This is a genomic window from Frateuria defendens, assembly GCF_001182895.1.
Lineage (GTDB): Bacteria > Pseudomonadota > Gammaproteobacteria > Xanthomonadales > Rhodanobacteraceae > Frateuria_B > Frateuria_B defendens.
This window is the reverse complement of the sequence record NZ_LFQR01000079.1, coordinates 1-21,889: the sequence shown is the minus strand read 5'-3', so window position 1 is coordinate 21,889 and position 21,889 is coordinate 1. Positions and strand designations below refer to the sequence as shown.

The window sequence follows — 21,889 nt, the reverse complement described above, 5'->3', positions numbered from 1 at the left end:
CCGCGGGTCGCGGCCCGTCCTGTAAAAACCCTCCGCTTCGCCGACAATAACGGCGGCATCGCGCCTTCGCTTTCCGGACACGCCCCTGACTCCGCACGCGCCATCGACAACCGCCCTTCCCGACGCAGCCGACGCCGGGCACCGCGTCCACGGCCTGGGCGCGGAAGAGACCGCGCCCGACTGGCCGCCGCTGACGCCGGCGGAGCTTGCGCGCGTGCTCGGCGCCTACCCGCAGCTCGCCGCACCGTCCGTTGTGCTCTGGCACAGCCCGCGCCCGCTCTCGGCCGCGGCCCTGGTGCGCAGCGGCGAATGCGAGGTGTTCGTCAAGCGCCACCACGCGCGCGTGCGCACGCCGGCCACGCTGCGCGAGGAACACCGCTTCATCGAACACCTGCGCGCGCATGGCGCGCCGGTGCCCGAGGTGCTGCGCCATGTCGGCGGCGACACGGTGGCCGCCGAGGGCGCATGGACCTACGAGGTGCACGCGCGCGCCGAGGGCGTCGATCTCTACCGCGACGCCGTCTCCTGGTCGCCCCTGCTCGACCTCGCCCATGCCCGCGCCGCCGGCGATGCCCTCGCGCGCCTGCACGACGCCGCCGAAGGCTACGCCGCGCCCCAGCGCGGCACGCACATCCTGGTCACGCGCAGCGAACTGATCGAGGCCGCCGACCCCGCTGCGGCGCTGGCGATCCAGTTGCCCGAGCGCCCCGGCCTGGCCGACTACCTGCGCGACCGCGACTGGCGCGGCGACCTCGGCCGCGTGGCCGGGCCGGCACACGCCGCCGTGGCCGCGCGGCTCGCCGCGCAGCCACGGCTGTGGACGCACAACGACTGGCACGTCTCCAACCTGTGCTGGCGCGTCGAAGGTGGCCGCGCCGAGGTCGTCGCCATGCTCGACTTCGGCCTCGCCTCGCCCAGCTTCGCGCTGTTCGACCTCGCCACGGCGATCGAGCGCAACGCCGTCGCCTGGCTCGCGCTCGAACAAGGCGACGGCGCCGTGCACGTGGACACCGCGCTCGCGCTGATCGAGGGCTACCGCCGGCGCCGCGCGCTGAGCGCCGCGCAAGTCCGGTTGCTCGCCGACCTGCTGCGTGTCGCGCACGTGGATTTCGCGCTCTCCGAGGTCGAGTACTTCCACGCCGTGACCGGCTCGCGCGCCCATGCCGACGTGGCCTACGACACCTTCCTGCTCGGCCATGCGGCATGGTTCGACGGCGCGCCGGCGCAGGCGCTGCTGCGGGCGATCCGCGCCGCGGCCTGAGCCCTTCGCCCACCTGTAAGGAGCGCGCCTTGCGCGCGACAAGCCACGTTGTGGCGCGCCGGTCGCGCGCAGGGCGCGCTCCTACACCCAGGCGCGGTTTCGTGCTTGAATAGAAAAACTAGAAGCGGGGGTGCCTGGCTTGAGGCCGGGCTGAGAGAGTCCCTTGGAACCTGATCCGGTTCGCACCGGCGTAGGGAGCTTTGATGAGCGGGCGTGCGCTGGCGCGTGCCCGCTCGCCGTCGCTTCGTCGTATCCACCCGATTGACGATGACGATGGCCATGACTCCCGCACGCACCACCCTCTTCCTCGCCCTGCTCGCCGCGCTGCCGGCCGTCCACGCCCAGGACGAGGCCGCCGCCAAGCCGCGCAAGAGCGCCAAGACCACCACGCTCGCCCCGGTCGAGGTGCACGGCGCCAGCGCCAACGGCTACCGCGCCAACCGCAGCCAGCTCGGCAGCTTCGGCGGCGGCTCGCTGCACGATGCGCCGGCCGCGGTCACCGTGATCACCCGCGACCAGCTCGACGACCGCCAGCCGCGCACGCTCAGCGAGCTGGCGCGCTCGGACGCCTCGCTCGGCGACAACTACGCGCCGGTGGGCTACTACCAGGACGTGGCCATCCGCGGCTTCACCCTCGACCTCGCCACCAGCCTGCGCGAGAACGACCTCACCATCACCGGCGAGCAGCCGCTGTCGCTGGAGAACAAGCAGCAGGTGGAGGTGCTCAAGGGCATGGCCGGCCTCGAAGCCGGCATCGTGGCGCCGGGCGGCCTGATCAACTACGTCACCAAGCGCCCGGCCGACGTGCGCGCGGTGACGCTCGGCACCGACTCGCACGGCTCGCAGTACGGCGCGGTGGACCTCGGCGGCTGGCTCACGCCGCACTTCGGCCTGCGCTTCAACGCGGCGCACGAGGGCATCGACTCCTACGTGCAACATGCCGACGGCCGGCGCAACTTCTACGCGCTGGCCGCCGACTGGATCATCAGCCCGCGCGCCACGCTGGAGCTGGACGGCGACTACACCACCAGCGCGCAGCGCTCCGTCTCCGGCTACCAGCTGCTCGGCGGCACGCAATTGCCACCGCACCCCAGCCGCACGCGCATGCTCGGCTTCGAGCCATGGCAGAAGCCGGTGGCCATCCAGGCCGCCAACCTCAGTGCGCGCTTCAACTACCAGCTCAGCGACGACTGGCGCGCCCGCGTGGCGGTGGGCCACAGCCGCAGCGTGATCAACGACAACGTGGCCTACGCCTACGGCTGCTTCTACTCGCCCGCCTGCGCCGGCGGCTCGCCCGGCAACTTCTTCGCGCCCAACGGCGACTACGACGTGTACGACTACCGCAGCCCGGACGACACCCGCCGCAACGACGAGGCACGCGCCACGCTGGAAGGCAGCTTCGACACCGGCGTCGTGCGCCACGACGTCACGCTCGGCGTGAGCGCCTTCCGCCGTACCGTGGACCAGCGCCAGGATGTCTACGACTACGTGGGCACCGCCAACATCGCCGAGGTCGACCCGCCCTACTTCGCTCCCTCGCCCAACCAGCCCGGCCCCTCCGCGCGCCGCCTGACCAGCTGGCAGCGCGCGCTGTTCGCGCTGGACCGCGTGCACGTCGGCGAGCACTGGGAACTGCTGGCCGGCGGCCGCTTCGTGCGCCTCGACGAGCGCGCCTACGACAGCAGCGGCGCGCCCGAACGCGACACGCGCCTGAGCAAGCTGCTGCCGCAGGCCGCCGTGCTGTGGCAGCCCACGGCGCAGTGGACCGGCTACGTGAGCTACAGCGAGGGCCTGTCGCTCGGTGGCGAGGCGCCGTACTGGACCTCCAACGACGGCGAGATCCTGCCGCCGGTGCACACGCGCCAGGTCGAGGCCGGCGTGAAGTTCGATCCCAGCGATGCGCTCAGCCTCGGCGCCGCGCTGTTCCGCATCCGCCAGCCCTACCAGTTCGCGCAGCCGGACAGTTCGCCCGCCGGCTTCACCTTCGTGCAGAGCGGCCAGCAGGTGCACACCGGGCTGGAGTTGAACGCGGCCGGACGCCTCAGCGAGCACCTGCGCCTCACCGCCAGCACCGCCTATATCCACGCCCGCGCCGAGAACACCGGCACGCCCGCGTACGAAGGCCACCAGATCACCAACGTGCCACGCCTGCGCACCGCCGTGTACGCCGACTACCAGCTGCCGTTCCTGCCGCAGCTGGGCCTGCTCGGCGGCTGGCGCTACAGCGCGAGCAAGACCGCCACGCCGGACGGCCGCGTGAGCGTGCCCGCCTACCACGTATTCGATGCCGGCCTGCGCTACACCGCGCAGTGGCACGGCCACGCGCTGACCTGGCGGCTCAACGTGGATAACGTGTTCAACCGCTTCTACTGGCGCGACACCGGCTCCTCCTACGGCGACAGCTTCCTGTTCCCCGGCGCGCCGCGGCTGACCCGCCTCACCGTCACCTACGCCTTCTGACATGGACGCGATCGAGCTCGCCGGCGCGCTGCTCAGCGCCTGGGGCGTCTGGCTCACCGCCCGGCGCCGCCTGCTGTGCTGGCCGGTGAACCTCGCCGCGGTGGCGGTCTACGGCTATGTGTTCCTCGCCGCCAGGCTCTATTCGGATGCCCTGCTGCAAGGCGCCTTCGCCGTCTTCATCGGCTACGGCTGGTGGCGCTGGCGGCAGCACCTGGGCGGGGACGGCCGCGTGCAGGTGGCGCCGCTGCCGCCGCGCCAGGCCGCGTGGCACGCGCTCCTCGGCGCGCTCGGCGCGCTGGCGCTGGGCGCCGCCATGCACCGCTGGACCGACGCCGCCCTGCCCTGGCTCGACGCCGCCCTCACCGCCTTCAGCCTGGTGGCGCAGTGGTGGCAGGCGCGCCGCCACATCGCCGCGTGGTGGCTGTGGATCGTGGTGGACACGGTCTATGTCGGCGAGTACGTCTACAAGTCGCTGCTGATCACGGCGGTGCTGTATGCCGGCTTCATCGCGCTGGCCGCGATGGGATGGCGGGCATGGCGGCAGGCCACCGCGCCGGCGGCGGTCACCGCGCCGTGAGCGATGTCCGGGTGCGCGGCGTCGAGCGCCGCGCACCTTCGCGCGCTCGTTCCACATGCGAGCGCCACCCTGCGACAAATTACCTCACCATTTTCTCCATCCCGAAGGCAGCCGGTAACGCGGTGTTCATATGGACGTAAAGACGTCCACAATGACGAAGCCTCGTCGCAGTCATTTTCGATAAGTGTGATTGCAAGCACGGCAAGATGCTGCGATGCAACATAACAATGGCTTGCGCCGATGAACGTCGGCGCAAGCCATGGACGGAAACAGGGGGCACACGTAGGAGACCGGCTCGCTCCGGTCCTCTGAGCACACGTCAATTCAAGTCTGCGGAGATGCCTATATGACCCCAGCTCCATCACGGCTGCCCCTGGCGGCCGCGCTACTGCTCGGCCTGCTCGCCACGAACCTCGTCGCACCGTCCGCCGCCGTCGCCCAGACGATCCAGGACGCAGCCGCCCGCCACACGAACGACGACGCCAACCGCCAGCGCGCCCTGCTGGTCGGCCCCCGTGGCCTGCAGCGCACGGTGAACGCCAAGGGACAGATACAGCTGCTCGTGCCGCCGGCCACACAGCAGGTCGCCGGAGCCCTGCAGACCTACGTGACGCAGCCCGAGGGCGACACGCCGCTGGACAAGAGCAAGCTCCAGCACCTTGAGGTGCAGGGCGTCAGCCCGAGCGCCGACGGCGTGCAGCTGGACCTGGGCACGTACACGGGCTACATCCGCGTACTCAGCGACGACCTGGTCAACGTCGCCATCGTCGAGGGCCACGGCGCCCCGCCCGCCTCGCCGGCCATCCTGAAGAAGGACTGGGCACCGGTGGACTTCCGCGCGCAGGACGGCGGCGGCAGCTACCGCATCAAGACCCGCGAACTGACCGTGGAGATCACCAAGGCGCCGTTCGGCGTGCGCATGCTGGACAAGGACGGCCGCGTGCTCAACGAGGACGACACCCGCTACGGCTCGGGCTACGAGAGCGGCAAGCCCTACGTGTTCAAGCGCACTGACCCGGGCGAGAACTTCTACGGCTTCGGCGAGCAGTCGCGCGGGCTCAACAAGCGCGGCAACTCCATCGGCATGTGGAACACCGACGCCTATTCCTACGACAGCCAGACCAAGTACCTGTACACCACCATCCCGTTCTTCCTGGGCCTGCGCAACGGCCAGGCCTACGGCATCCTGTTCGACAACACCTTCCGCTCCTACTACGAGATGGCGAGCGAGGCGAAGGACTACTACTACTTCTACGCCAACGGCGGCCCGCTCAGCTATTACTTCATCGCCGGCCCGCGCATCCCGGACGTGCTGCAGCGCTACACCGAACTCACCGGCCGCTTCAAGGAGCCGCCGCTGTGGTCGCTGGGCTGGCAGCAGAGCAAGTGGGGCTACACCCGCGACGACTTCCTCAACGTCGCCCACACCTACCGCGAGAAGAAGATCCCGCTCGACGTGCTGCACCTGGACATCGACTACATGGACGCCTACCGGGTGTTCACCTGGGGCGAGTGCTGCGCGGACCCGGGCGGCACCAACCGCGAGAAGGGCGGCGTGATCGGCGACCCGTACGCCTTCATGTCCGAGCTGCGCGACCTGCACCTCAAGACCATCGCCATCAACGACCCCGGCGTGAAGCTCGACCCCGACTTGAAGGTCTACCAGGAGGGCAACCGCAACGACTACTGGGCGAAGAACCCCGACGGCAGCGACTTCGTGGGCGAGGTGTGGCCCAAGGATTCGAAGTTCCCCGACTTCACCCGGCCCGAGGTGCGCCACTGGTGGGCCGCGCAGCACAGCGCCCTGTTCGACCCCGGCGTCTCCGGCATCTGGCTGGACATGAACGAGCCGGCGGTGTTCGACGGCCCGTTCCACACCATGCCGCTGGACGTGCGCTTCGACCACGGCACCAAGGACCACCGCGAGGTGCACAACATCTTCGGCTTCCACGAGACCGAAGCGACGGCCGAGGCGTTCGCGCTGTACAAGCCCAACCAGCGCTCCTTCATCCTCACCCGCGACATGTTCGCCGGCTCGCAGCGCTGGGCGGCGCTGTGGACGGGCGACAACGTCTCCACCTGGGAGCACCTGAAGCTGTCGATCCCGATGAACCTCAACATCGGCCTGTCCGGCGTGCCGATGGTGGGCAACGACATCGGCGGCTTCGCCTCGCGCCCCACGGCGGAGCTGATGGCGCGCTGGCTGGAGGTCGGCGCCTTCCTGCCGTTCTCGCGCATCCACTACGACTCCGACGCCAAGGCGCCGGTGAAGCAGGGCCAGGAGCCGTGGGCCTACGGGCCGGAGGTGGAGGACATCGGCCGCCGCTACATCAGCCTGCGCTACGCCCTGCTGCCGTACCTGCAGAATGCGTACCACAACGCCGCCGCCACCGGCTCGCCGGTCTGGCAGCCGCTGGTCTACCAGTTCCAGAACGATCCGGGCACCTACGACGTCGGCGACCAGTTCATGTTCGGCGACCGCCTGCTGGTGGCCCCCGTCGTGGACGAAGGTAAGACCTCGCGCTCGGTCTACCTGCCGGCCGGCACGCGCTGGATCGACTACTGGACCGGCCAGAGCTACCGCGGCGGCACCACCATCGAGCGCGCCGCGGACCTCGGCACGGTGCCGGTCTACGTCCGCGCCGACTCGATCATCCCCTCGCGCGAAGTGCAGCAGTACACGGACGAGCATCCGCTGACCGACCTGGTGCTGGACGTGTGGCTGGACCGCGAGGCCTCCACCACGTTCTACGAGGACGACGGCGCCACGCTGGACTACGAGAAGGGCGCCTACAAGGCCACCCGCTTCACCTTCGTGCGCACGGGGCGCGGCGTGCTGTTCCGCGCGGAGGACCAGCACGAGGGCTACGACTCGAAGATCCAGAGCTACACGCTGCGCATCCACGAGGTGTCCCGGCCGGGCTCGGTGGTCTCCAGCTCGCTGGGCGCCGCCTCCGCGGCCCGCTTCGACGCGGGCTCCAGGACGCTGGACGTGAAGCTGCCCGCCGGACGCGGCACGCAGACGGCTGAGATAGCACTCTAAAACGGCACCGCGCCAGCCCCGGATGGAACCGGGGCGTACCGGATAGAGGGGCGGGCATCAACGGCCATGCCGTTCGAGACCTGCCCCCTCTGCGTTGGAATAGTCAATAACAGAAGAGCCCGCCAATCGGCGGGCTCTTCTTGTCTTGCCTCGAGGCGAGCAGGTCAGCCCAGCAGCAGCCGGTTCATCCGCTGCACGAAGGCCGCCGGGTCCGGCAGCGGGGCGCCGGCGGCGATCTCCGCCTGCTCCAGCAGCAGCGTGGCGAGGTCGCGGGCCTTGGCCTCGTCGGCCTCGGTGCCTACGCGCTGCACCAGGGCATGGGCCGGGTTGACCTCCAGCGTGGGCCTGGACTCGGGCAGCGTCTGGCCGGCCTCGCGCAGCAGGCGCGCGAGGTGCGGGGCCATCTCGTAGTCGGAGAGGGCCAGGCACGAGGGCGAGTCGGTGAGGCGCGCGGAGATTTTCACGTCGCCCACCCGGTCGCCCAGCAGTTCCTTGAGCTTCTTGAGCAGCGGCTCGGCGACCTTGGCGGCTTCTTCCTGCTTGGCCTTGTCGACCTCGTCCAACGGCAGCTCGCCCTTGGCGACGTTCTTGAGCTTCTTGCCCTCGTACTCGTCCAGGCTGCCCAGCATCCATTCGTCGATGCGGTCGGCCATCAGCAGCACTTCGACATCCTTGGCCTTGAAGGCTTCCAGCTGCGGGCTGCCGGCCGCGGCGGCGTAGCCGTCGGCAGTGATGTACCAGATGGTGTCCTGGCCCACGGCGGCGCGGCCGATGTAGTCGTCCAGCGACACGGTGGGCGCGGCGCCCTCGCTCTTGGTGGAGGCGAAGCGCAGCAGCTTGGCGATGCGCGCGCGGTTGGCGTGGTCCTCGGCGATGCCCTCCTTGAGCGTGTTGCCGAAGGCCTTGTAGAAGGTGGCGAACCTCGAAGGCTCGTCGCGGGCCAGCTTCTCGATCAGGTCGAGCACGCGCTTGACGCAGGCAGCCTTGATGCGCTCGAGCTGGCGGTTCTGCTGCAGGATCTCGCGGCTCACGTTGAGCGGCAGGTCGTCCGCGTCCACCACGCCACGCACGAAGCGCAGGTAGTTGGGCAGCAGTTCCTCCGCCGCGTCCATGATGAAGACGCGCTTGATGTAGAGCTTGAGCCCCTTGCGCTCGTCGCGCCCGCCCATCATCAGGTCGAACGGCGGCTGCGCGGGGATATAGAGCAGCGTGGTGAAGCTCTGGCTGCCCTCGACGCGGTTGTGGGTCCAGGCCAGGGCGTCGTTGAAGTCGTGGCCGAGCGACTTGTAGAAGCTCTGGTAGTCCTCGTCGGAGATCTCGCTCTTGGGCTTGGTCCACAGCGCGGAGGCCGCGTTGACGGTCTCGAACTCGTCGGTCGGCTTGTCGTCCTTCTCCTCGGGCATGCGGATCGGGAAGGCGACGTGGTCGGAGTAGCGGGTGATCAGCGAGCGCAGCTGCCAGCGCTTCAAGAACTCGCCCTCGTCGGCCTTCAGATGCAGCACCACCGCGGTGCCGCGCTCGGGCAGCTCGACCTGCTCCAGCGAATACTCGCCCTGGCCGTCGCTCTCCCACTTCACGCCCTCGCCGGCCGGCAGGTCGGCGCGGCGGCTGAGCACGGTGACGCGGTCGGCCACCACGAAGGCGGAGTAGAAGCCCACGCCGAACTGGCCGATCAGGCGCGCATCGGCCTTCTTCTCGGCACTCATCGCCTCCAGGAAGCGGCGCGTGCCGGAGCTGGCGATGGTGCCGATGTTGGCCACCACTTCCTCGCGGCTCATGCCGATGCCGTTGTCGCGCACGGTGACGGTGCGCGCGGCCGGGTCCCAGTTCACGTCGATGTGCAGCTCGCCGTCGCCGGCCAGCAGCTCGGGATGCGCGATGGACTCGAAGCGCAGCTTGTCGCAGGCGTCGGAGGCGTTGGAGATCAGCTCGCGCAGGAAGATCTCCTTGTGCGAGTACAGCGAATGGGTGACCAGGTGCAGCACCTGGGCGACTTCGGCTTCGAACTTGCGGGTTTCGGCGGGTGCGTTCATGCGTGGACTGTCCTGAAACTACGGTTGCAAGGGAATCGGTCGGAGTCGTCGTGCCGGTGGAACCGGGGCCCGGCGCAGTCGCCGTGCGGGAAGATCGCGGGCCCCTGGTTTCCCCGGCGCGACGCTCCTATTGGGTCGGTCCGCCTTCCGCGGCGCCGCGTGGGCGCCGCGGAAGGCGGCAGCGGGCGGGCGGCGCGCTCAAGCCTGCGCGTTGCGCAGCGCGGCGATACGCTCTTCCAGCGGCGGGTGGCTCATGAAGAGGCGCTGCAGGCCCGTGCCCATGCGGTCGGAAATGCCGAACGCGGCCATGGTCTTGGGCAGCGTGCTCTCGCCGTGGTCGAGCTGCAGGCGCTGCAGCGCGGAGATCATCGCGCCGCGGCCGGCGAACTTCGCCCCCGCGGCGTCGGCGCGGAACTCGCGCCAGCGCGAGAAGGCCATCACGATGATCGAGGCGAACAGGCCGAACACCAGCTGCAGCACCATCACCGAGACGAAGTAGCCGATGCCGCCGCCCCCTTCGCGGTCACGGCCGCCGGACAGCCAGCTGTCCACCAGGCGGCCCACGATGCGCGCGGCCACGATCACCAGCGTGTTGAGCACGCCCTGGATCAGGGTGAGGGTCACCATGTCGCCGTTGGCGACGTGGCCGATCTCGTGGCCGAGCACGGCGGAAACCTGCTCGCGGTCCATCTGCTGCAGCAAGCCGGTGCTCACCGCCACCAGCGAGCTGTTCTTGCTCATGCCGGTGGCGAAGGCGTTCATCTCCGGCGCGTCGTAGATCGCCACCTCGGGCATGCCGATGCCGGCGGCCTGGGCGTGGCGGCGCACGGTGTCCATCAGCCAGCGCTCGGCTTCGTTGCGCGGCTGGTCGATCACCTGGGCGCCGGTGGACATCTTGGCCATCCACTTGGACATGGCGAGCGAGATGAAGGCGCCGCCCATGCCGAACACGGCGGCGTAGATCAAAAGGCCGGTCATGCCGCCGAGCCCGCTGCGCTCGGCCCAGCGATCGACGCCGAACAGGTGGCAGACGATGCTCAGCAGGAACAGGACGGCGAGGTTGGTGGCGACGAATAGGAGAATGCGGCGCATGGCTGTCTCTCTCTGGGGCAGTCATGAAAAATCGGAAGCGGCCTGGCCGGCCGCGTTCCCAGGAAATCGGGATCGCGGCGCGCGCTTTCAAGGTCCGCGAGCCCCGCCGGCGGCCCTTGCCTTCAGCTTGGACCGCAGCCCGGCGCCAAGGTGCCGGGCCTGGCCCGGGCGAACTTCGCGCCGGCGGCGGCCGGCATAATAGCGCGATGGATTACCGCGGTCGCTTCGCCCCCTCGCCCACCGGGCAGCTGCACTTCGGCTCGCTGGCGGCCGCGCTGGGCAGCTGGCTGTGCGCGCGCCACGCCGGCGGGCAGTGGCTGCTACGGGTGGAGGACATCGACCCGCCGCGCGAAGTGCCCGGCTCGGCCACCGGCATCCTGGCCGCCCTGCCCGCCTTCGGGCTGGCGGCCGACGCGCCGGCGCTCTACCAGTCGCAGCGCATCGCCGCCTACGACACCGCCTTCGAACGGCTGCGCGCGGCCGGCCAGGTGTTTCCCTGCTGGTGCAGCCGCGCCGACCTCGCCGCCACCGGCGGCTTCCACCGCGACGGCCGCTGCGTGGCGCCGCCCGACCCGCAGCGCCCGCCCGCCTGGCGGCTGCGCGCGCCGGATATCGAGGTGGCGTTCGACGACGCCCTGCAGGGCCCGCAGCGCCAGAACCTGCGCGAGAACGCGGGCGACTTCGTGATCCGCCGCGTGGAAGGCTTCTACGCCTATCAGCTCGCCTGCGTGGTGGACGACGCCTACCAGGGCATCACCGAGGTGGTGCGCGGCTGCGACCTGCTCGACTCCACGCCGCGGCAGATCTGGCTGCAACGGTGCCTGGGCCTGCCCACGCCGCGCTACCTGCACCTGCCGCTGGCGCTGGACGATGAGGGGCACAAGCTCTCCAAGAGCGAGCACGCCCACCCGGTGGACCCGCGCGATCCACTGCCCGCGCTGCGCCGCGCACTGCGTTTCCTGGACCTGCCTGCGGCAATCCATGCCGCCAGCGCCGAGGCCCTGCTGGAGCGTGCGCTGCATGACTTCGACCCGTCTCGATTGCCGCACTGCAGCAATCGTTTGGCCGCGTAACCGGCTATAAAAGCGCTCGTCCCGGGGCGACCAGATGCCGCCCAGTGGGCCGTCCCTCGCGCGGCCCGCCCCACCCGCTCCGCCGCCCTGCGGCGCCGGAGCGCCGCAGGTTCGAAGGAGCTCCACGCATGACCCAGCGCACGGCATTGGTTACCGGCGGCACCGGTGGCATCGGCACGGCCATCGTCCGCACCCTGTGGCGGCAGGGCCACAAGGTAGCCACCAATTACCGCAACGAAGCCAAGGCCGAGGCCTGGCTGCAGAAGATGGTCGAGGAAGGCATCGAGGTCTGCATGGTGCCCGCCGACGTGTGCGACCCGGCCGCCTGTACGGCGATGGCCGCGGCCGTCGAGCGCCAGTGCGGCCCGGTGGACATCCTGGTCAACAACGCCGGCATCACCCGCGACGCCACCTTCCACAAGATGGACTACCAGCAGTGGACCGAGGTGGTGAACACCAACTTGAACGCCTGCTTCAACGTCACCCGCCCGGTGATCGAGGGCATGCGCGCGCGCCGCTGGGGCCGCATCGTGCAGATCAGCTCGATCAACGGCCAGAAGGGCCAGTACGGCCAGGCCAACTACGCCGCGGCCAAGGCCGGCATGCACGGCTTCACCATTTCGCTGGCGCAGGAGAACGCGCGCCACGGCATCACCGTCAACACCGTCTCGCCCGGCTACGTCGCCACCGACATGGTGATGGCGGTGCCCGAAGAGGTGCGCGAGAAGATCATCGCGCGCATCCCGGTGGGCCGCCTCGGTCGCCCGGACGAGATCGCCCATGCCGTGGCCTTCTTCACCACCGAAGAGGCGAGCTGGATCACCGGCGCCAACCTCGCCATCAACGGCGGGCACTACATGGGCTGGTGAGCCCGCGCGCCGGGATGGACCGCGCGCCGATGAGATTCGCGCGCACGCTTCCTCGCAACCGCCGTTGGGCCTAAGCTGCCACTATTTGCCAAGCCCCCTCGATGCCCCACTTCGAAGCCGCCCTCGACTGGGCCCGCGCCCGCGACGCCGCCGATCCGCTGCGCGGTTTCCGCGACGAATTCCTGATCCCCCCGCACGAAGGCCGCGACGGCCTCTACTTCTGCGGCAACTCGCTGGGCCTGCAGCCGCGTGCCGTGCGCGCCGCGGTCCAGGCCGAACTGGATTACTGGGGCGAGCTGGGCGTGGAAGGCCATTTCAAGGGCCGCCTGCCGTGGATGGACTACCACGAGTTCGTGCGCGATGACCTCGCCCGGGTAGTCGGCGCGCAGCCCGACGAAGTGGTGGCGATGAACACCCTGGGCGTGAACCTGCACCTGATGATGGTGAGCTTCTACCGCCCCACGCGCGAGCGCCACGCCATCCTCGCCGAGGCCGGCGCCTTTCCCACCGACCGCCACGCGCTGACCTCGCAGATCCGTTTCCACGGCTACGACCCGGCCAACGCGCTGATCGAACTGGAGGGCGAGGAGCCCAACGGCACGCTGTCGATGGCCGCGATCGAGCGCGCGCTGGCCGAGCACAGCGAGCGCATCGCGCTGGTGCTGCTGCCCGGCGTGCAGTACCGCACCGGCCAGGCCTTCGACCTCGCCGCGATCACCGCGCTCGCGCGGCGCCACGGCTGCGCGGTGGGCTTCGACCTCGCCCACGCGGTGGGCAACCTGCCGCTGGCGCTGCACGACAGCGGCGCCGACTTCGCCGTCTGGTGCAGCTACAAGTACTTGAACGCCGGCCCCGGCGCGGTGGGCGGCGCCTTCGTGCATGCGCGCCACGCGCGTGCGGACCTGCCGCGCTTCGCCGGCTGGTGGGGCCACGACAAGCACACGCGCTTCCGCATGGGCCCCGAGTTCGTGCCCACGCCCGGCGCCGACGGCTGGCAGATTTCCAACCCGCCGATCCTCGCGCTGGCGCCGCTGCGCGTGTCGCTGGAACTGTTCCGCCGCGCCGGCATGCCGGCCCTGCGCGAGAAGTCCGTGGCGCTCACCGGCTACCTGGAATGGCTGGTGCAGCGGCGCCTCGACGAGGTGATGGAGGTGGTGACGCCGGCCGACCCCGCCCAGCGCGGCGCCCAGCTCTCGTTGCGCGTGCGCGGCGGCCGCGCGCGCGGCCGCGCGCTGTTCGAACACCTGGTTGCGCGCGGCATCATCGGCGACTGGCGCGAGCCGGACGTGATCCGCATCTCGCCCACGCCGCTCTACAACCGCTACGCCGACTGCCATACCTTCGCCGAGGCGGTGCGGGCCTGGGCGGACCAGGGCTGAGCCCTCGCCGTCGCAGGCCTTCCTTCGCCTGAGGCCGGCCCGCCCGAAAGAGGCGGGCCGGCATGATCGCCGCGTCAGCGCCGCGGGCAGCCCAGGTGCGCGAAGCGCTGCGGCTGGTAGCCCGGCAGGTCCGCCTCGTCGAAAGCGAACACGAAGAAGCGGTTGGGGTTGTCCGCGCCCGCGGGATGCAGGTCGTCGGTGACGTCGGGCAGGAAGTCGTTGTCGTTGGCGATGAACAGCGTGTGGCGGCGCTGGCCGTCCTGCTCCACGTCCGGGCCGAAGGCGAGGCCTTCCAGCTTGGCCGGCACGTCCTCCGGCGCGATGCCGTGGCGGCCCAGCGCGGCGACCACGTCGAGGAAGTCGGTCTTGGGCACGGCCGCCGCGGCCAGCACGTCGGCGCCGGCGAGTTGGCCGACCTCCTGCACCCCGTCGAGATCGACCAGGTAGACGTGCTTGAAGCCGGCCACCGAGCCGTCGCCGAAGCCCTTGCCGTCACGCTCGTCCACCAGCAGTTGGTGGTCGTTCACCGCCACGATCTCGCTGACGCCGCTGTACTTGGGCTTCTTGGCGCTGCCCAGGTTGGTGAGCGGGTAGGCGTACTGGTGCACCCGGTGCGTGGCGAGGTCGATGCGCGCGATGCGTACCACCGCCCCGCCGGCGCCGCCGTCCTGCAGCAGCGCGGCCTGCATGACGCCGAGCAGCGCGCGTCCGTCCGGCGTGATGGCGAGCCCTTCCATGCCCTTGTTGGCCACGCGGCCGCTGGCGTTGCCGGCGATCTCCGCATCGCCGGTGGGCGCCGTCTTCGCCACCTCGAATGCGGCCGGCAGCGCGTAGCTGTCCAGGCGGCGCCCGCTGCGGCGGTCGAACTTGTACACGTAGGGGCCGTATTCGTCGGAGACATAGACCGCCTCGCCGCCGGCGTCCATGCGGATGCCTTCCGGATCGAGGCGCGCATCGAGCGGCCAGCCCGAGTCGTGCGCCGGGTCCGCGTTGTCCGAGCGGCCGCTGAAGTAGTGGCGGAACGGCCGGTTGAGGCGCGACGTGCCGTCCGGCAGATTCACGCCGCGGCCGTCGCCGTAGTAGAGGCCGAAGGCGTCCCACAGCAGCGTGGTGTCCTCCAGCCGCGGCGCGAGCGTGAACGGCAGCGCCGCGCCCGCGGCGCTGGGCGCCAGCGTCATGCGCAGGGTGTGGAAGCGGGGGATGTAGGAGGTGGTGTCGTCCGCGGCCGCGTCGTAGGCCACGGCGTTGGGGCCGCGGTCGGGCATGGCGAGGAAGCTGTCGCAGCCGGCATACGCCAGGCCCGAGCCGATGCCGCCGAACAGGTTGCCGGGGGCGCCGTTCTCCAGCGGCGCCGCGGTGCGCACCGCGCGGTCGCCGCGATGGCCGTCGAGGCTGGCGGTGGCGACGAGATCGACACTGGCGTGCGCCGTGCCGGCCGCGGCCAGCGCGGCGAGCAGGGCGAGGCGAAGCTTGAGGTTCATGGGTCCACACTCCGGCGGGGATGATCCGCCGAGCGTGGCGGGCGCCGGTTGCGGCAATGTGACCGCCGCGTGTCGCCGCCGGCCGGCGCGGCGAAGCCGCAGTCTGCGCACCGGTACTCCATGCCACCGCGCCCTGCCGGGCAACGGCTGTACGCTGTTCAACCCCGGCCGCGCCAACTCCTACACCCTGCGCGACCTGGCCAGCGGGCAGTACATCTCCCTCACCGAGACCAATGCGGAACTGGGCTTCCCCCGCCTCAAGCGCCAGTACTACAGCCTGGAGGCGCTGCTGGAGCCCCCCGTTCGACGGCAAGTGGTACGGCAAGCTCGACTATGTGTTCTCGCGCAGCTACGGCAACACCGAGGGCCAGGTGCGTTCGGACATCAGCCAGTCCGGCGCGGCCACCAGCGCCATCATGTCCTACGCCAACGGCCCGCAGAACAACGACCACACCCACCAGCTCAACCGCAACGCTTTTGCAGCCCTCGGGCACGCGCGCATCGCTCGCGTGCCCGAGGGTCGGCACGCATGATCGCGCCCCGTCAGGACGCCGGCTCGGCCTCCGTCGCCGCGGCCTGCGTCGGCACCCGCAGCAGCCAGGCGCCCAGCCCCGCCGCCACCGCGGCGAACACCGCCCCGACCAAGAACGCCGCCTCGTAGCCCGCGGTGAGCGCAGCCGCCGCGCCCTGCCCCTGCGCCTGCATCCCTTCGCTGCGCGCGGCGGCCAGGCTCGCCAGCACCGCCAGCCCCAGCGCACCGCCCATCATGAAGGCGGTATTGACCACGCCCGAGGCCAGCCCCGACTCGGCCGGCTCCACATCGCTCATCGCCGCCAGCAGCAGCGGGTTGAAGGCGATGCCCGCGCCCAGGCCCAGCAGCAGCATGCCCGGCAGTACGTCCACCACGAAATGCCCCGCCACCGGCGCCCGCGCGAACAGCAGCAGGCCCAGCACGGCCATCGAGAGGCCCGCGGCCAGCGGCCGGCGGATACCGAAGCGCATCACCAGCTTCGCCGAAAGACCCAGCGAGAACAGCGCCATGATCAGGTTGGCCGGCAGGAAGGCCAGCCCCACCTCGAGCGGCCGGTAGCCGAGCACCAGCTGCATGTAGAGCGCGGAGAGGAAGAACCAGGCGAACATCGCCGCCGCCCACAGCACGCCCACCACGTTGGCCACCGCCACGTTGCGCAGGCGGAACAGCCGCAGCGGCATCAGCGGCACGCGCACGCGCGCCTCGATGGCGAGGAAGAGCGCCAGCAGCGCCGCCGCGACGGCGAGCTGCACCAGCGTACGCGCCGCCGTCCAGCCCACCTCGTTGCCGTTGACGATGGCGTACACGGCCAGCATCAGCGCGACGGTCACCGTGACGGCGCCGGCGACATCCAGATGCCGCGACGGCCCGGCCGCGGTCGCCGCCGGCAGCAGCTTCAGCGACAGCGCGATCACGCCCAGCCCGATCGGCAGGTTGACCAGGAACACCCAATGCCAGCTCAAGGAGCCGGTCAGCAGGCCGCCCAGCATCGCGCCCAGGCTGCCGCCGCCGGCGCAGACGAAGCCGTACACGCCCATCGCCCTGGCGCGGTCGGCCGGCTCGGTGAACAAGTCCATGATCAGCGACAGCGACACCGCCGAGACCACCGCGCCGCCCAGCCCCTGCACCGCGCGCGCCGCGATCAGAAAGCCCTGCGTGCCCGCCAGCCCGCACGCCAGCGAGGCCAACGTGAACACCGCGATGCCGGCGAGGAACAGCCGCCGGTGCCCGTACAGGTCGCCCAGCCGCCCGCCGAGCAGCAGGAAGCCGCCGTAGGTGAGCATGTAGGCGTTCACCACCCAGGCCAGCGCGGCGTCGGTGAACTTGAGGTCGGCGCGGATCGAGGGCAGCGCCACGTTCACGATGGTGGTGTCGAGCACGATCATCAGCACGCCCAGGCACAGCAGGCCCAGCGCCTGCCAGCGGTGGTCGTGGTGGATCGCGGGCGTCGGGCGGGAAGGCGTGGCGGCGGGGTCGGTCGTCATGCGGGCCTCTTTCGGCAAGGGACGGAGCGTACGCGGGAACCGGGCCGGACATCCCGCCCCTGTCCCCACGACGAACCGGCGCGTCGCGGATCGACATGCCGGCGACGTGCAGCACCCACGCCGGGCATCGCACGAACCCTAGCACCCCGCCCTGGCACCCCGCACAGACCGATGCCGCGCGCAACGCACCCGGCCTGGCGCGGCTTTTGCCGTCGCGCCAGGCCGCAGGCGCACCGCCTGCGCCGCGACGCCGCGCATCGCGGCGCGGCCGAGCCGGCTACAGCTGGCTCATGCCGCCGTCGACGATGATCTCGCTGCCGACGATGAAGGCCGACTCGGGTGCGGCCAGGTGCAGCACGGTCGAGGCGAGCTCCTCGGGCGTGCCGAAACGGCCCAGCGGCACCATGTCCCGGATCTGCGCGACGGTGGTCTCCAGCGTGGCGGCATCCACCCCCAGCTTGCCGTGCAAGGGCGTGCTCACCGGGCCGGGGCTCACCACGTTGACGCGCACGCCGCGCGGCAGCAGCTCCGCCGACAGCGTCCTCGCCAGCGACACCAGCGCCGCCTTGCTCGCCGCGTACACCGACGAGCCCGGCATGCCGACGTGGGCGTTGATGGAACCGTTGAGCACGATGGAGGCGCCCGGGTTCAGCCGCGGCAGCAGCGCCTGGATCTGGAAATAGGCACCCTTGACGTTGACGTCGAAGGTCTGGTCCCAGAGCGCCTCGCCCACCTGCTCGAAGGCGGCGAACCTGGCGATGCCGGCGTTGACGAAGACCGCGTCCAGCTGCATGCCCTGCTCGGCGAGGGTCGCGGCCAGCGCCACCGCGGCGCGCGGGTCGCTGGCGTCGTTGCGCAGCGCCAGCGCCTGCGCGCCCAGCTGCGCGCCCGACGTTTCCAGCGCCGCGGCGTCGCGGCCGGTGATCACCACCCTGGCGCCCTCGGCGGCGAACGCCTGCGCGGCCGCCAGGCCGATGCCGCTGCTGCCGCCGGTGACCAGCACGGTCTTGTTCTCGAAACGTTTCATGACGGAATGTCCTTCGATGAGTCGGCCGGATGGCCTTGGCAGGCAGATTGCTCGCGCCGGTACCGCATGCCGTACCATCGGCGCGACGAACTCATGCGAAGGCATCGAACATGTTGTCGGCGAGCGAACTGGCCCTGCTGGAAGCCATCCGCGAGAGCGGCAGCCTGTCGCGGGCCGCCGCCCGCCTGGGCAAGGCGCCCTCCACCGTGTCGCATGCCGCGCGGCAGCTGGAGGCGCGCTTCGATGCGCTGCTGTTCGACCGCCGCAAGTACCGCCTCCAGCTCACCCCGGCCGGACACCTGCTCGCCCAGGAGGCCGCGCGGCTGATGCAGGACGTGTCGCGCCTGGGCCAGCGCGTGAAGCAGATCGCCAACGGCTGGGAGGACCGCCTGCACATCGTCACCGACGAGGTGCTGGAGTTCGAGACGCTGGTGCCCGTCGTGCGCGCGTTCGATGCGCTGCGATCGGGCGTGTCGCTGCGCCTCACCGGCGAGATCCTCGGCGGCACCTGGGAAGCGCTGCGCGACGGCCGCGCCGACCTGATCGTGGGCGCCACCAACGAGCCGCCGGCGATCCCCAGGCTGCGCTGGTTCGAGCTTGGCACGATGGCCTGGGTGTTCGCCGTCTCGCCGCGGCACCCGCTCGCCAGGGCGCAGGAGCCGCTGGAACGCGAGGCGGTGGCCGCCCATCGCGCCGTGGTCGTGGCCGATTCCTCGCGCCACATCGACGCGCGCAGCTACGGCGTGCTCGGCGGCCAGGCCACGCTGGCCGTGCCGGGCATGCGCGCCAAGATCCTGGCCCAGTGCGAGGGGCTGGGCGTGGGCTGGCTGCCGAAGGAACGGGTCGCCGCCCTGCTCAAGCAGGGCCGCCTGGTGGAAAAGCGCATGGCCGATCCGCGCGAGCCGAACACGCTCTACGTGGCCTGGCGCAGCGACCATCAGGGTCGCGCACTGGCCTGGTGGGTGGAGCAGCTCAAGCAGAAGCGCCTGGCCGGGCGGCTGCTGCGCGGCCTCGCCTTCGCCTGAGCCGGGCCGCCGCTACACGCGGCTCTGCGGGTGCCGCACCTGCCCTTCGCCGTGCACCACGAAGCGCTCCACCGTGAGCGACTCGGCGCCCATCGGGCCATAGGCGTGCAGGCGCGTGGTGGAGATGCCGATCTCCGCGCCCAGGCCCAGTTCGCCGCCGTCGGAGAAGCGCGAGGAGGCGTTCACCATCACCACCGCCGCATGCAGCGCGCGCACGAAGTGGCGCGCGGCGGCCTCGTCGCGGGTGGCGATCACCTCGGTGTGGTCCGAGCCGTAGCGGCGGATGTGCGCGATCGCCTCGTCCAGGCTGTCGACCACGCGCACCGCGAGGATGAGGTCGAGGAACTCGGCCGCGTAGTCGTCCTCGGTAACCGGCTTCACCCCGGGCAGCAGTTCGCGCGTGCGCTCGTCGCCGCGCAGCTCCACGCCGCGCGCGACCAGCGCCGCGGCGGCGCGCGGCAGGAAGTCGACGGCGACGTCGGCATGCACCAGCAGCGTCTCCAGCGCGTTGCACACACCGGGGCGCGAGGTCTTGCCGTCGATCAGCAGGTTCAGCGCCAGCGCGGGGTCGGCCCTGCGGTCCACGTACAGGTGGCACACGCCCTTGTAGTGCTTGATCACTGGCACGCGCGCGTGCTCGGCCACGAAGCGGATCAGGCCCTCGCCGCCGCGCGGGATGGCGAGGTCGACGATGTCGGTGAGCTGCAGCAGCTCGACCATGGCCTCGCGGCGCAGGTCTTCCACCAGCGTCAGCGCCTCGGCGGGCACGCCGTTGGCCTCCAGCGCACCGCGCAGCGCGGCGGCGATGGCAGTGTTGGAATGCAGCGCCTCGGAGCCGCCGCGCAGGATCACGCCGTTGCCGGCCATCAGGCACAGCGCGGCGGCGTCGGCGGTGACGTTGGGGCGCGCCTCGTAGATCATCGCCACCACGCCCAGCGGCACGCGCACGCGCTCCACCTGCAGGCCGTTGGGGCGCGTCTCGCGGCGCGTCACCACGCCCACCGGGTCGGGCAGCGCGGCCACTTCGCGCAGCGCGTTGGCGATGCCGGCCACGCGCGCCTCGTCCAGCCGCAGGCGGTCGAGCATGGCGCCCTGCACGCCCTTGGCGGCGGCCGCCTGCATGTCCTTGGCGTTGGCGGCCAGCACCGCCTCGCACTGTTCCTCCAGCGCCAACGCCATGTCGTGCAGCAGCTTGCGCTTGGCTGCGGTGCCCAGCTCGGCCACGCTGCGCGCGGCCTCGCGGCAGGCCAACGCCTGGTCGCGGATGGTGGTCATGTTCCGTTCTCCGGCTCGCCTTCGATCAAGGTCACCAGATCGTCGCGATGGACGACCTCGGACCCGTAACTGTAGCCCAGCACACCCGTGATCTCGCGGCTGTGACGACCGGCCAATCGCCGCACCTCGGCCATGCCGTACTGCACCAGGCCGCGCGCCACCGGGCGGCCGTCGGCGTCGGTGATCTCCACCACGTCGCCGCGGTGGAACTCGCCTTCCGCATCGAGGATGCCGCCGGGCAGCAGCGAGGCGTGGCCGCCGGCCAGCGCGCGCGTCGCGCCCGCGTCCACGCGGATCGCGCCCGGCGCCGCCGGCGCGTGGCGCAGCCAGTACTTGCGCGCCTGCAGGCGGCTGGTGCCGGCCTGGAACAGGGTGCCGCGCAACCGGCCCTCGCCGAGCAGGCGCACGGTGTCGGCATTGCGGCCGTCGAACAGCGCGGTGGGAATGCCCGCGCTGGCCGCCTTGGACGCGGCCTTGAGCTTGGTGCGCATGCCGCCCGTGCCCACCGCGCTGCCGCTGCCGCCGGCCATCGCGAGGATCGCTGGCGTCACCTCGGCCACGCTGGCGATCGGCGTGGCCGAGGCATCGCGGCGCGGGTCGGCGGTGTAGAGCGCGTCGATGTCGGAGGCGATCAGCAGCAAGTCGGCCTCGACCAGGGCGGCGACGATAGCGCCGAGGTTGTCGTTGTCGCCGAGCTTCAATTCGTCCACGGCCACGGTGTCGTTCTCGTTCACCACCGCCAGCGCATCGAGCGCCAGCAGCTCGCGCAGGGTGGCGCGGGCGTTGAGGTAGCGGCGGCGGTTGCGCACGTCGTCGTGGGTGAGCAGCACCTGTGCCACCGGGCGCTCGGCGAGGCGCCGCCACAGCTCGATCACCGGCGCCTGCCCCAGCGCGGCCAGCGCCTGGCGCGCGGCAAGGTCGCCGCCGTTGGGCAGCCGCTCGCGCAACAGGGCGCGCCCGGCGGCCACGGCACCGGAGGACACCAGCACCACCTGCCGCCCTTGCGCGTGGCTGGCGGCGATGAAGGCGGCCAGCGCTTCGGCATGGCGCGGGGTGAGGCCACCGCCGTCGGCGGCCAGCAGGTTGCTGCCGACTTTGAGGACGGCGCGGCGCCAGGTGGGCAGGGGTTGTTCGGGGATGGTTGCAGCGTTCATCGCTGGTGGTATTCGGCTATGAAAATTGGGATTTGCTGGTTGTGTTGTACGGCAAGATTGCCGGCCTATGGCCGGGGGTTTCGCTCCCCTGCCGGGGAGCGAGTTACTTTTCTTTGCTTGCCCA

16 protein-coding genes and 1 riboswitch are annotated in these 21,889 nt (G+C 71.1%); of the genes, 9 read left to right on the top strand and 7 right to left on the bottom strand.

Annotated elements, in window-relative coordinates; genetic code table 11:
- Positions 1–85 precede the first annotated feature (85 nt).
- The 4 genes from ACH65_RS11525 to ACH65_RS11510 all read left to right on the top strand — a co-directional run bounded on the left by ACH65_RS11525 (position 86) and on the right by ACH65_RS11510 (position 7,341).
- Positions 86–1,261, top strand: a complete 1,176-nt coding sequence (locus ACH65_RS11525; protein ID WP_082190278.1) for a phosphotransferase enzyme family protein — start codon at positions 86–88, stop codon at positions 1,259–1,261.
- A gap of 116 nt (positions 1,262–1,377) precedes the next feature.
- A riboswitch (TPP riboswitch) is annotated at positions 1,378–1,475 on the top strand.
- Positions 1,476–1,534: 59 nt separating this feature from the next.
- Positions 1,535–3,721: a TonB-dependent siderophore receptor gene (locus ACH65_RS11520; RefSeq protein WP_082190282.1), complete on the top strand. Its 2,187-nt coding sequence runs from the start codon at positions 1,535–1,537 to the stop codon at positions 3,719–3,721.
- A gap of 1 nt (position 3,722) precedes the next feature.
- The gene (gene pnuC, locus ACH65_RS11515; protein WP_049622744.1) at positions 3,723–4,298 is read left to right on the top strand and encodes a nicotinamide riboside transporter PnuC; all 576 of its coding nucleotides are present in this window, start codon (positions 3,723–3,725) and stop codon (positions 4,296–4,298) included.
- Between the two features lie 346 nt (positions 4,299–4,644).
- Positions 4,645–7,341, top strand: a complete 2,697-nt coding sequence (locus ACH65_RS11510; RefSeq protein ID WP_053096255.1) for a glycoside hydrolase family 31 protein — start codon at positions 4,645–4,647, stop codon at positions 7,339–7,341.
- A 164-nt stretch (positions 7,342–7,505) separates the two neighbouring features.
- Here the strand turns inward: ACH65_RS11510 and htpG are convergent, their stop codons facing one another.
- Both htpG and htpX read right to left on the bottom strand, forming a co-directional pair.
- A complete protein-coding gene (gene htpG, locus ACH65_RS11505) occupies positions 7,506–9,374 on the bottom strand; it encodes a molecular chaperone HtpG (protein ID WP_049622743.1) in 1,869 nt (622 codons plus the stop codon).
- 198 nt (positions 9,375–9,572) lie between these two features.
- Positions 9,573–10,466, bottom strand: coding sequence for a protease HtpX (gene htpX, locus ACH65_RS11500; RefSeq protein WP_049622742.1), 894 nt, complete (start codon positions 10,464–10,466; stop codon positions 9,573–9,575).
- Between the two features lie 206 nt (positions 10,467–10,672).
- Between htpX and gluQRS the strand changes: the two genes are divergently transcribed.
- The 3 genes from gluQRS to kynU all read left to right on the top strand — a co-directional run bounded on the left by gluQRS (position 10,673) and on the right by kynU (position 13,787).
- Positions 10,673–11,539: a tRNA glutamyl-Q(34) synthetase GluQRS gene (gluQRS, locus tag ACH65_RS11495; RefSeq protein WP_049622741.1), complete on the top strand. Its 867-nt coding sequence runs from the start codon at positions 10,673–10,675 to the stop codon at positions 11,537–11,539.
- A gap of 128 nt (positions 11,540–11,667) precedes the next feature.
- Positions 11,668–12,408 carry an acetoacetyl-CoA reductase gene (gene phbB, locus ACH65_RS11490; protein ID WP_049622740.1) on the top strand — a complete coding sequence of 247 codons (741 nt, stop codon included), beginning with the start codon at positions 11,668–11,670 and terminating at the stop codon, positions 12,406–12,408.
- 101 nt (positions 12,409–12,509) lie between these two features.
- Positions 12,510–13,787 (top strand): kynureninase, encoded by a 1,278-nt coding sequence (gene kynU / locus ACH65_RS11485; RefSeq protein WP_049622739.1) that lies wholly within the window; start codon positions 12,510–12,512, stop codon positions 13,785–13,787.
- A 74-nt stretch (positions 13,788–13,861) separates the two neighbouring features.
- Here kynU and ACH65_RS11480 read toward each other — a convergent pair whose 3' ends face one another.
- Positions 13,862–15,268 (bottom strand): esterase-like activity of phytase family protein, encoded by a 1,407-nt coding sequence (locus tag ACH65_RS11480; protein WP_049622738.1) that lies wholly within the window; start codon positions 15,266–15,268, stop codon positions 13,862–13,864.
- Between the two features lie 233 nt (positions 15,269–15,501).
- Here ACH65_RS11480 and ACH65_RS11475 point away from each other — a divergent pair, with 233 nt between their 5' ends.
- On the top strand, positions 15,502–15,801 hold the full coding sequence (locus ACH65_RS11475; protein WP_153242574.1) for a hypothetical protein: 300 nt from the start codon (positions 15,502–15,504) through the stop codon (positions 15,799–15,801).
- Positions 15,802–15,811: 10 nt separating this feature from the next.
- On the opposite strand, the gene ACH65_RS11470 is transcribed toward ACH65_RS11475, so the two are convergent.
- Together ACH65_RS11470 and ACH65_RS11465 are read right to left on the bottom strand one after the other, a co-directional pair.
- Positions 15,812–17,284 carry a DHA2 family efflux MFS transporter permease subunit gene (locus ACH65_RS11470; protein ID WP_049622736.1) on the bottom strand — a complete coding sequence of 491 codons (1,473 nt, stop codon included), beginning with the start codon at positions 17,282–17,284 and terminating at the stop codon, positions 15,812–15,814.
- A gap of 277 nt (positions 17,285–17,561) precedes the next feature.
- Positions 17,562–18,311 (bottom strand): SDR family oxidoreductase, encoded by a 750-nt coding sequence (locus ACH65_RS11465; protein ID WP_049622735.1) that lies wholly within the window; start codon positions 18,309–18,311, stop codon positions 17,562–17,564.
- Between the two features lie 110 nt (positions 18,312–18,421).
- On the opposite strand from ACH65_RS11465, the gene ACH65_RS11460 reads away from it, so the two are divergent.
- Complete coding sequence (locus ACH65_RS11460) at positions 18,422–19,336, top strand: LysR family transcriptional regulator (RefSeq protein ID WP_049622734.1); 915 nt, start codon at positions 18,422–18,424, stop codon at positions 19,334–19,336.
- Between the two features lie 12 nt (positions 19,337–19,348).
- Here ACH65_RS11460 and ACH65_RS11455 read toward each other — a convergent pair whose 3' ends face one another.
- The gene (locus tag ACH65_RS11455) at positions 19,349–20,611 is read right to left on the bottom strand and encodes a glutamate-5-semialdehyde dehydrogenase (protein WP_049622733.1); all 1,263 of its coding nucleotides are present in this window, start codon (positions 20,609–20,611) and stop codon (positions 19,349–19,351) included.
- Positions 20,608–21,765, bottom strand: coding sequence for a glutamate 5-kinase (gene proB, locus ACH65_RS11450; RefSeq protein WP_049622732.1), 1,158 nt, complete (start codon positions 21,763–21,765; stop codon positions 20,608–20,610). The genes ACH65_RS11455 and proB overlap by 4 nt, the downstream gene beginning before the upstream one ends.
- Positions 21,766–21,889: the final 124 nt, after the last annotated feature.

What these genes read in the sequence shown, in the direction of transcription:
- ACH65_RS11520 (WP_082190282.1), top strand. Translation starts at nt 1,535, where the DNA reads ATGGCCATGACTCCCGCACGCACCACCCTCTTCCTCGCCCTGCTCGCC.
- pnuC (WP_049622744.1), top strand. Translation starts at nt 3,723, where the DNA reads ATGGACGCGATCGAGCTCGCCGGCGCGCTGCTCAGCGCCTGGGGCGTC.
- ACH65_RS11510 (WP_053096255.1), top strand. Translation starts at nt 4,645, where the DNA reads ATGACCCCAGCTCCATCACGGCTGCCCCTGGCGGCCGCGCTACTGCTC.
- htpG (WP_049622743.1), bottom strand. Translation starts at nt 9,374, where the DNA reads ATGAACGCACCCGCCGAAACCCGCAAGTTCGAAGCCGAAGTCGCCCAG.
- htpX (WP_049622742.1), bottom strand. Translation starts at nt 10,466, where the DNA reads ATGCGCCGCATTCTCCTATTCGTCGCCACCAACCTCGCCGTCCTGTTC.
- gluQRS (WP_049622741.1), top strand. Translation starts at nt 10,673, where the DNA reads ATGGATTACCGCGGTCGCTTCGCCCCCTCGCCCACCGGGCAGCTGCAC.
- phbB (WP_049622740.1), top strand. Translation starts at nt 11,668, where the DNA reads ATGACCCAGCGCACGGCATTGGTTACCGGCGGCACCGGTGGCATCGGC.
- kynU (WP_049622739.1), top strand. Translation starts at nt 12,510, where the DNA reads ATGCCCCACTTCGAAGCCGCCCTCGACTGGGCCCGCGCCCGCGACGCC.
- ACH65_RS11480 (WP_049622738.1), bottom strand. Translation starts at nt 15,268, where the DNA reads ATGAACCTCAAGCTTCGCCTCGCCCTGCTCGCCGCGCTGGCCGCGGCC.
- ACH65_RS11475 (WP_153242574.1), top strand. Translation starts at nt 15,502, where the DNA reads ATGCGGAACTGGGCTTCCCCCGCCTCAAGCGCCAGTACTACAGCCTGG.
- ACH65_RS11470 (WP_049622736.1), bottom strand. Translation starts at nt 17,284, where the DNA reads ATGACGACCGACCCCGCCGCCACGCCTTCCCGCCCGACGCCCGCGATC.
- ACH65_RS11465 (WP_049622735.1), bottom strand. Translation starts at nt 18,311, where the DNA reads ATGAAACGTTTCGAGAACAAGACCGTGCTGGTCACCGGCGGCAGCAGC.
- ACH65_RS11460 (WP_049622734.1), top strand. Translation starts at nt 18,422, where the DNA reads ATGTTGTCGGCGAGCGAACTGGCCCTGCTGGAAGCCATCCGCGAGAGC.
- ACH65_RS11455 (WP_049622733.1), bottom strand. Translation starts at nt 20,611, where the DNA reads ATGACCACCATCCGCGACCAGGCGTTGGCCTGCCGCGAGGCCGCGCGC.
- proB (WP_049622732.1), bottom strand. Translation starts at nt 21,765, where the DNA reads ATGAACGCTGCAACCATCCCCGAACAACCCCTGCCCACCTGGCGCCGC.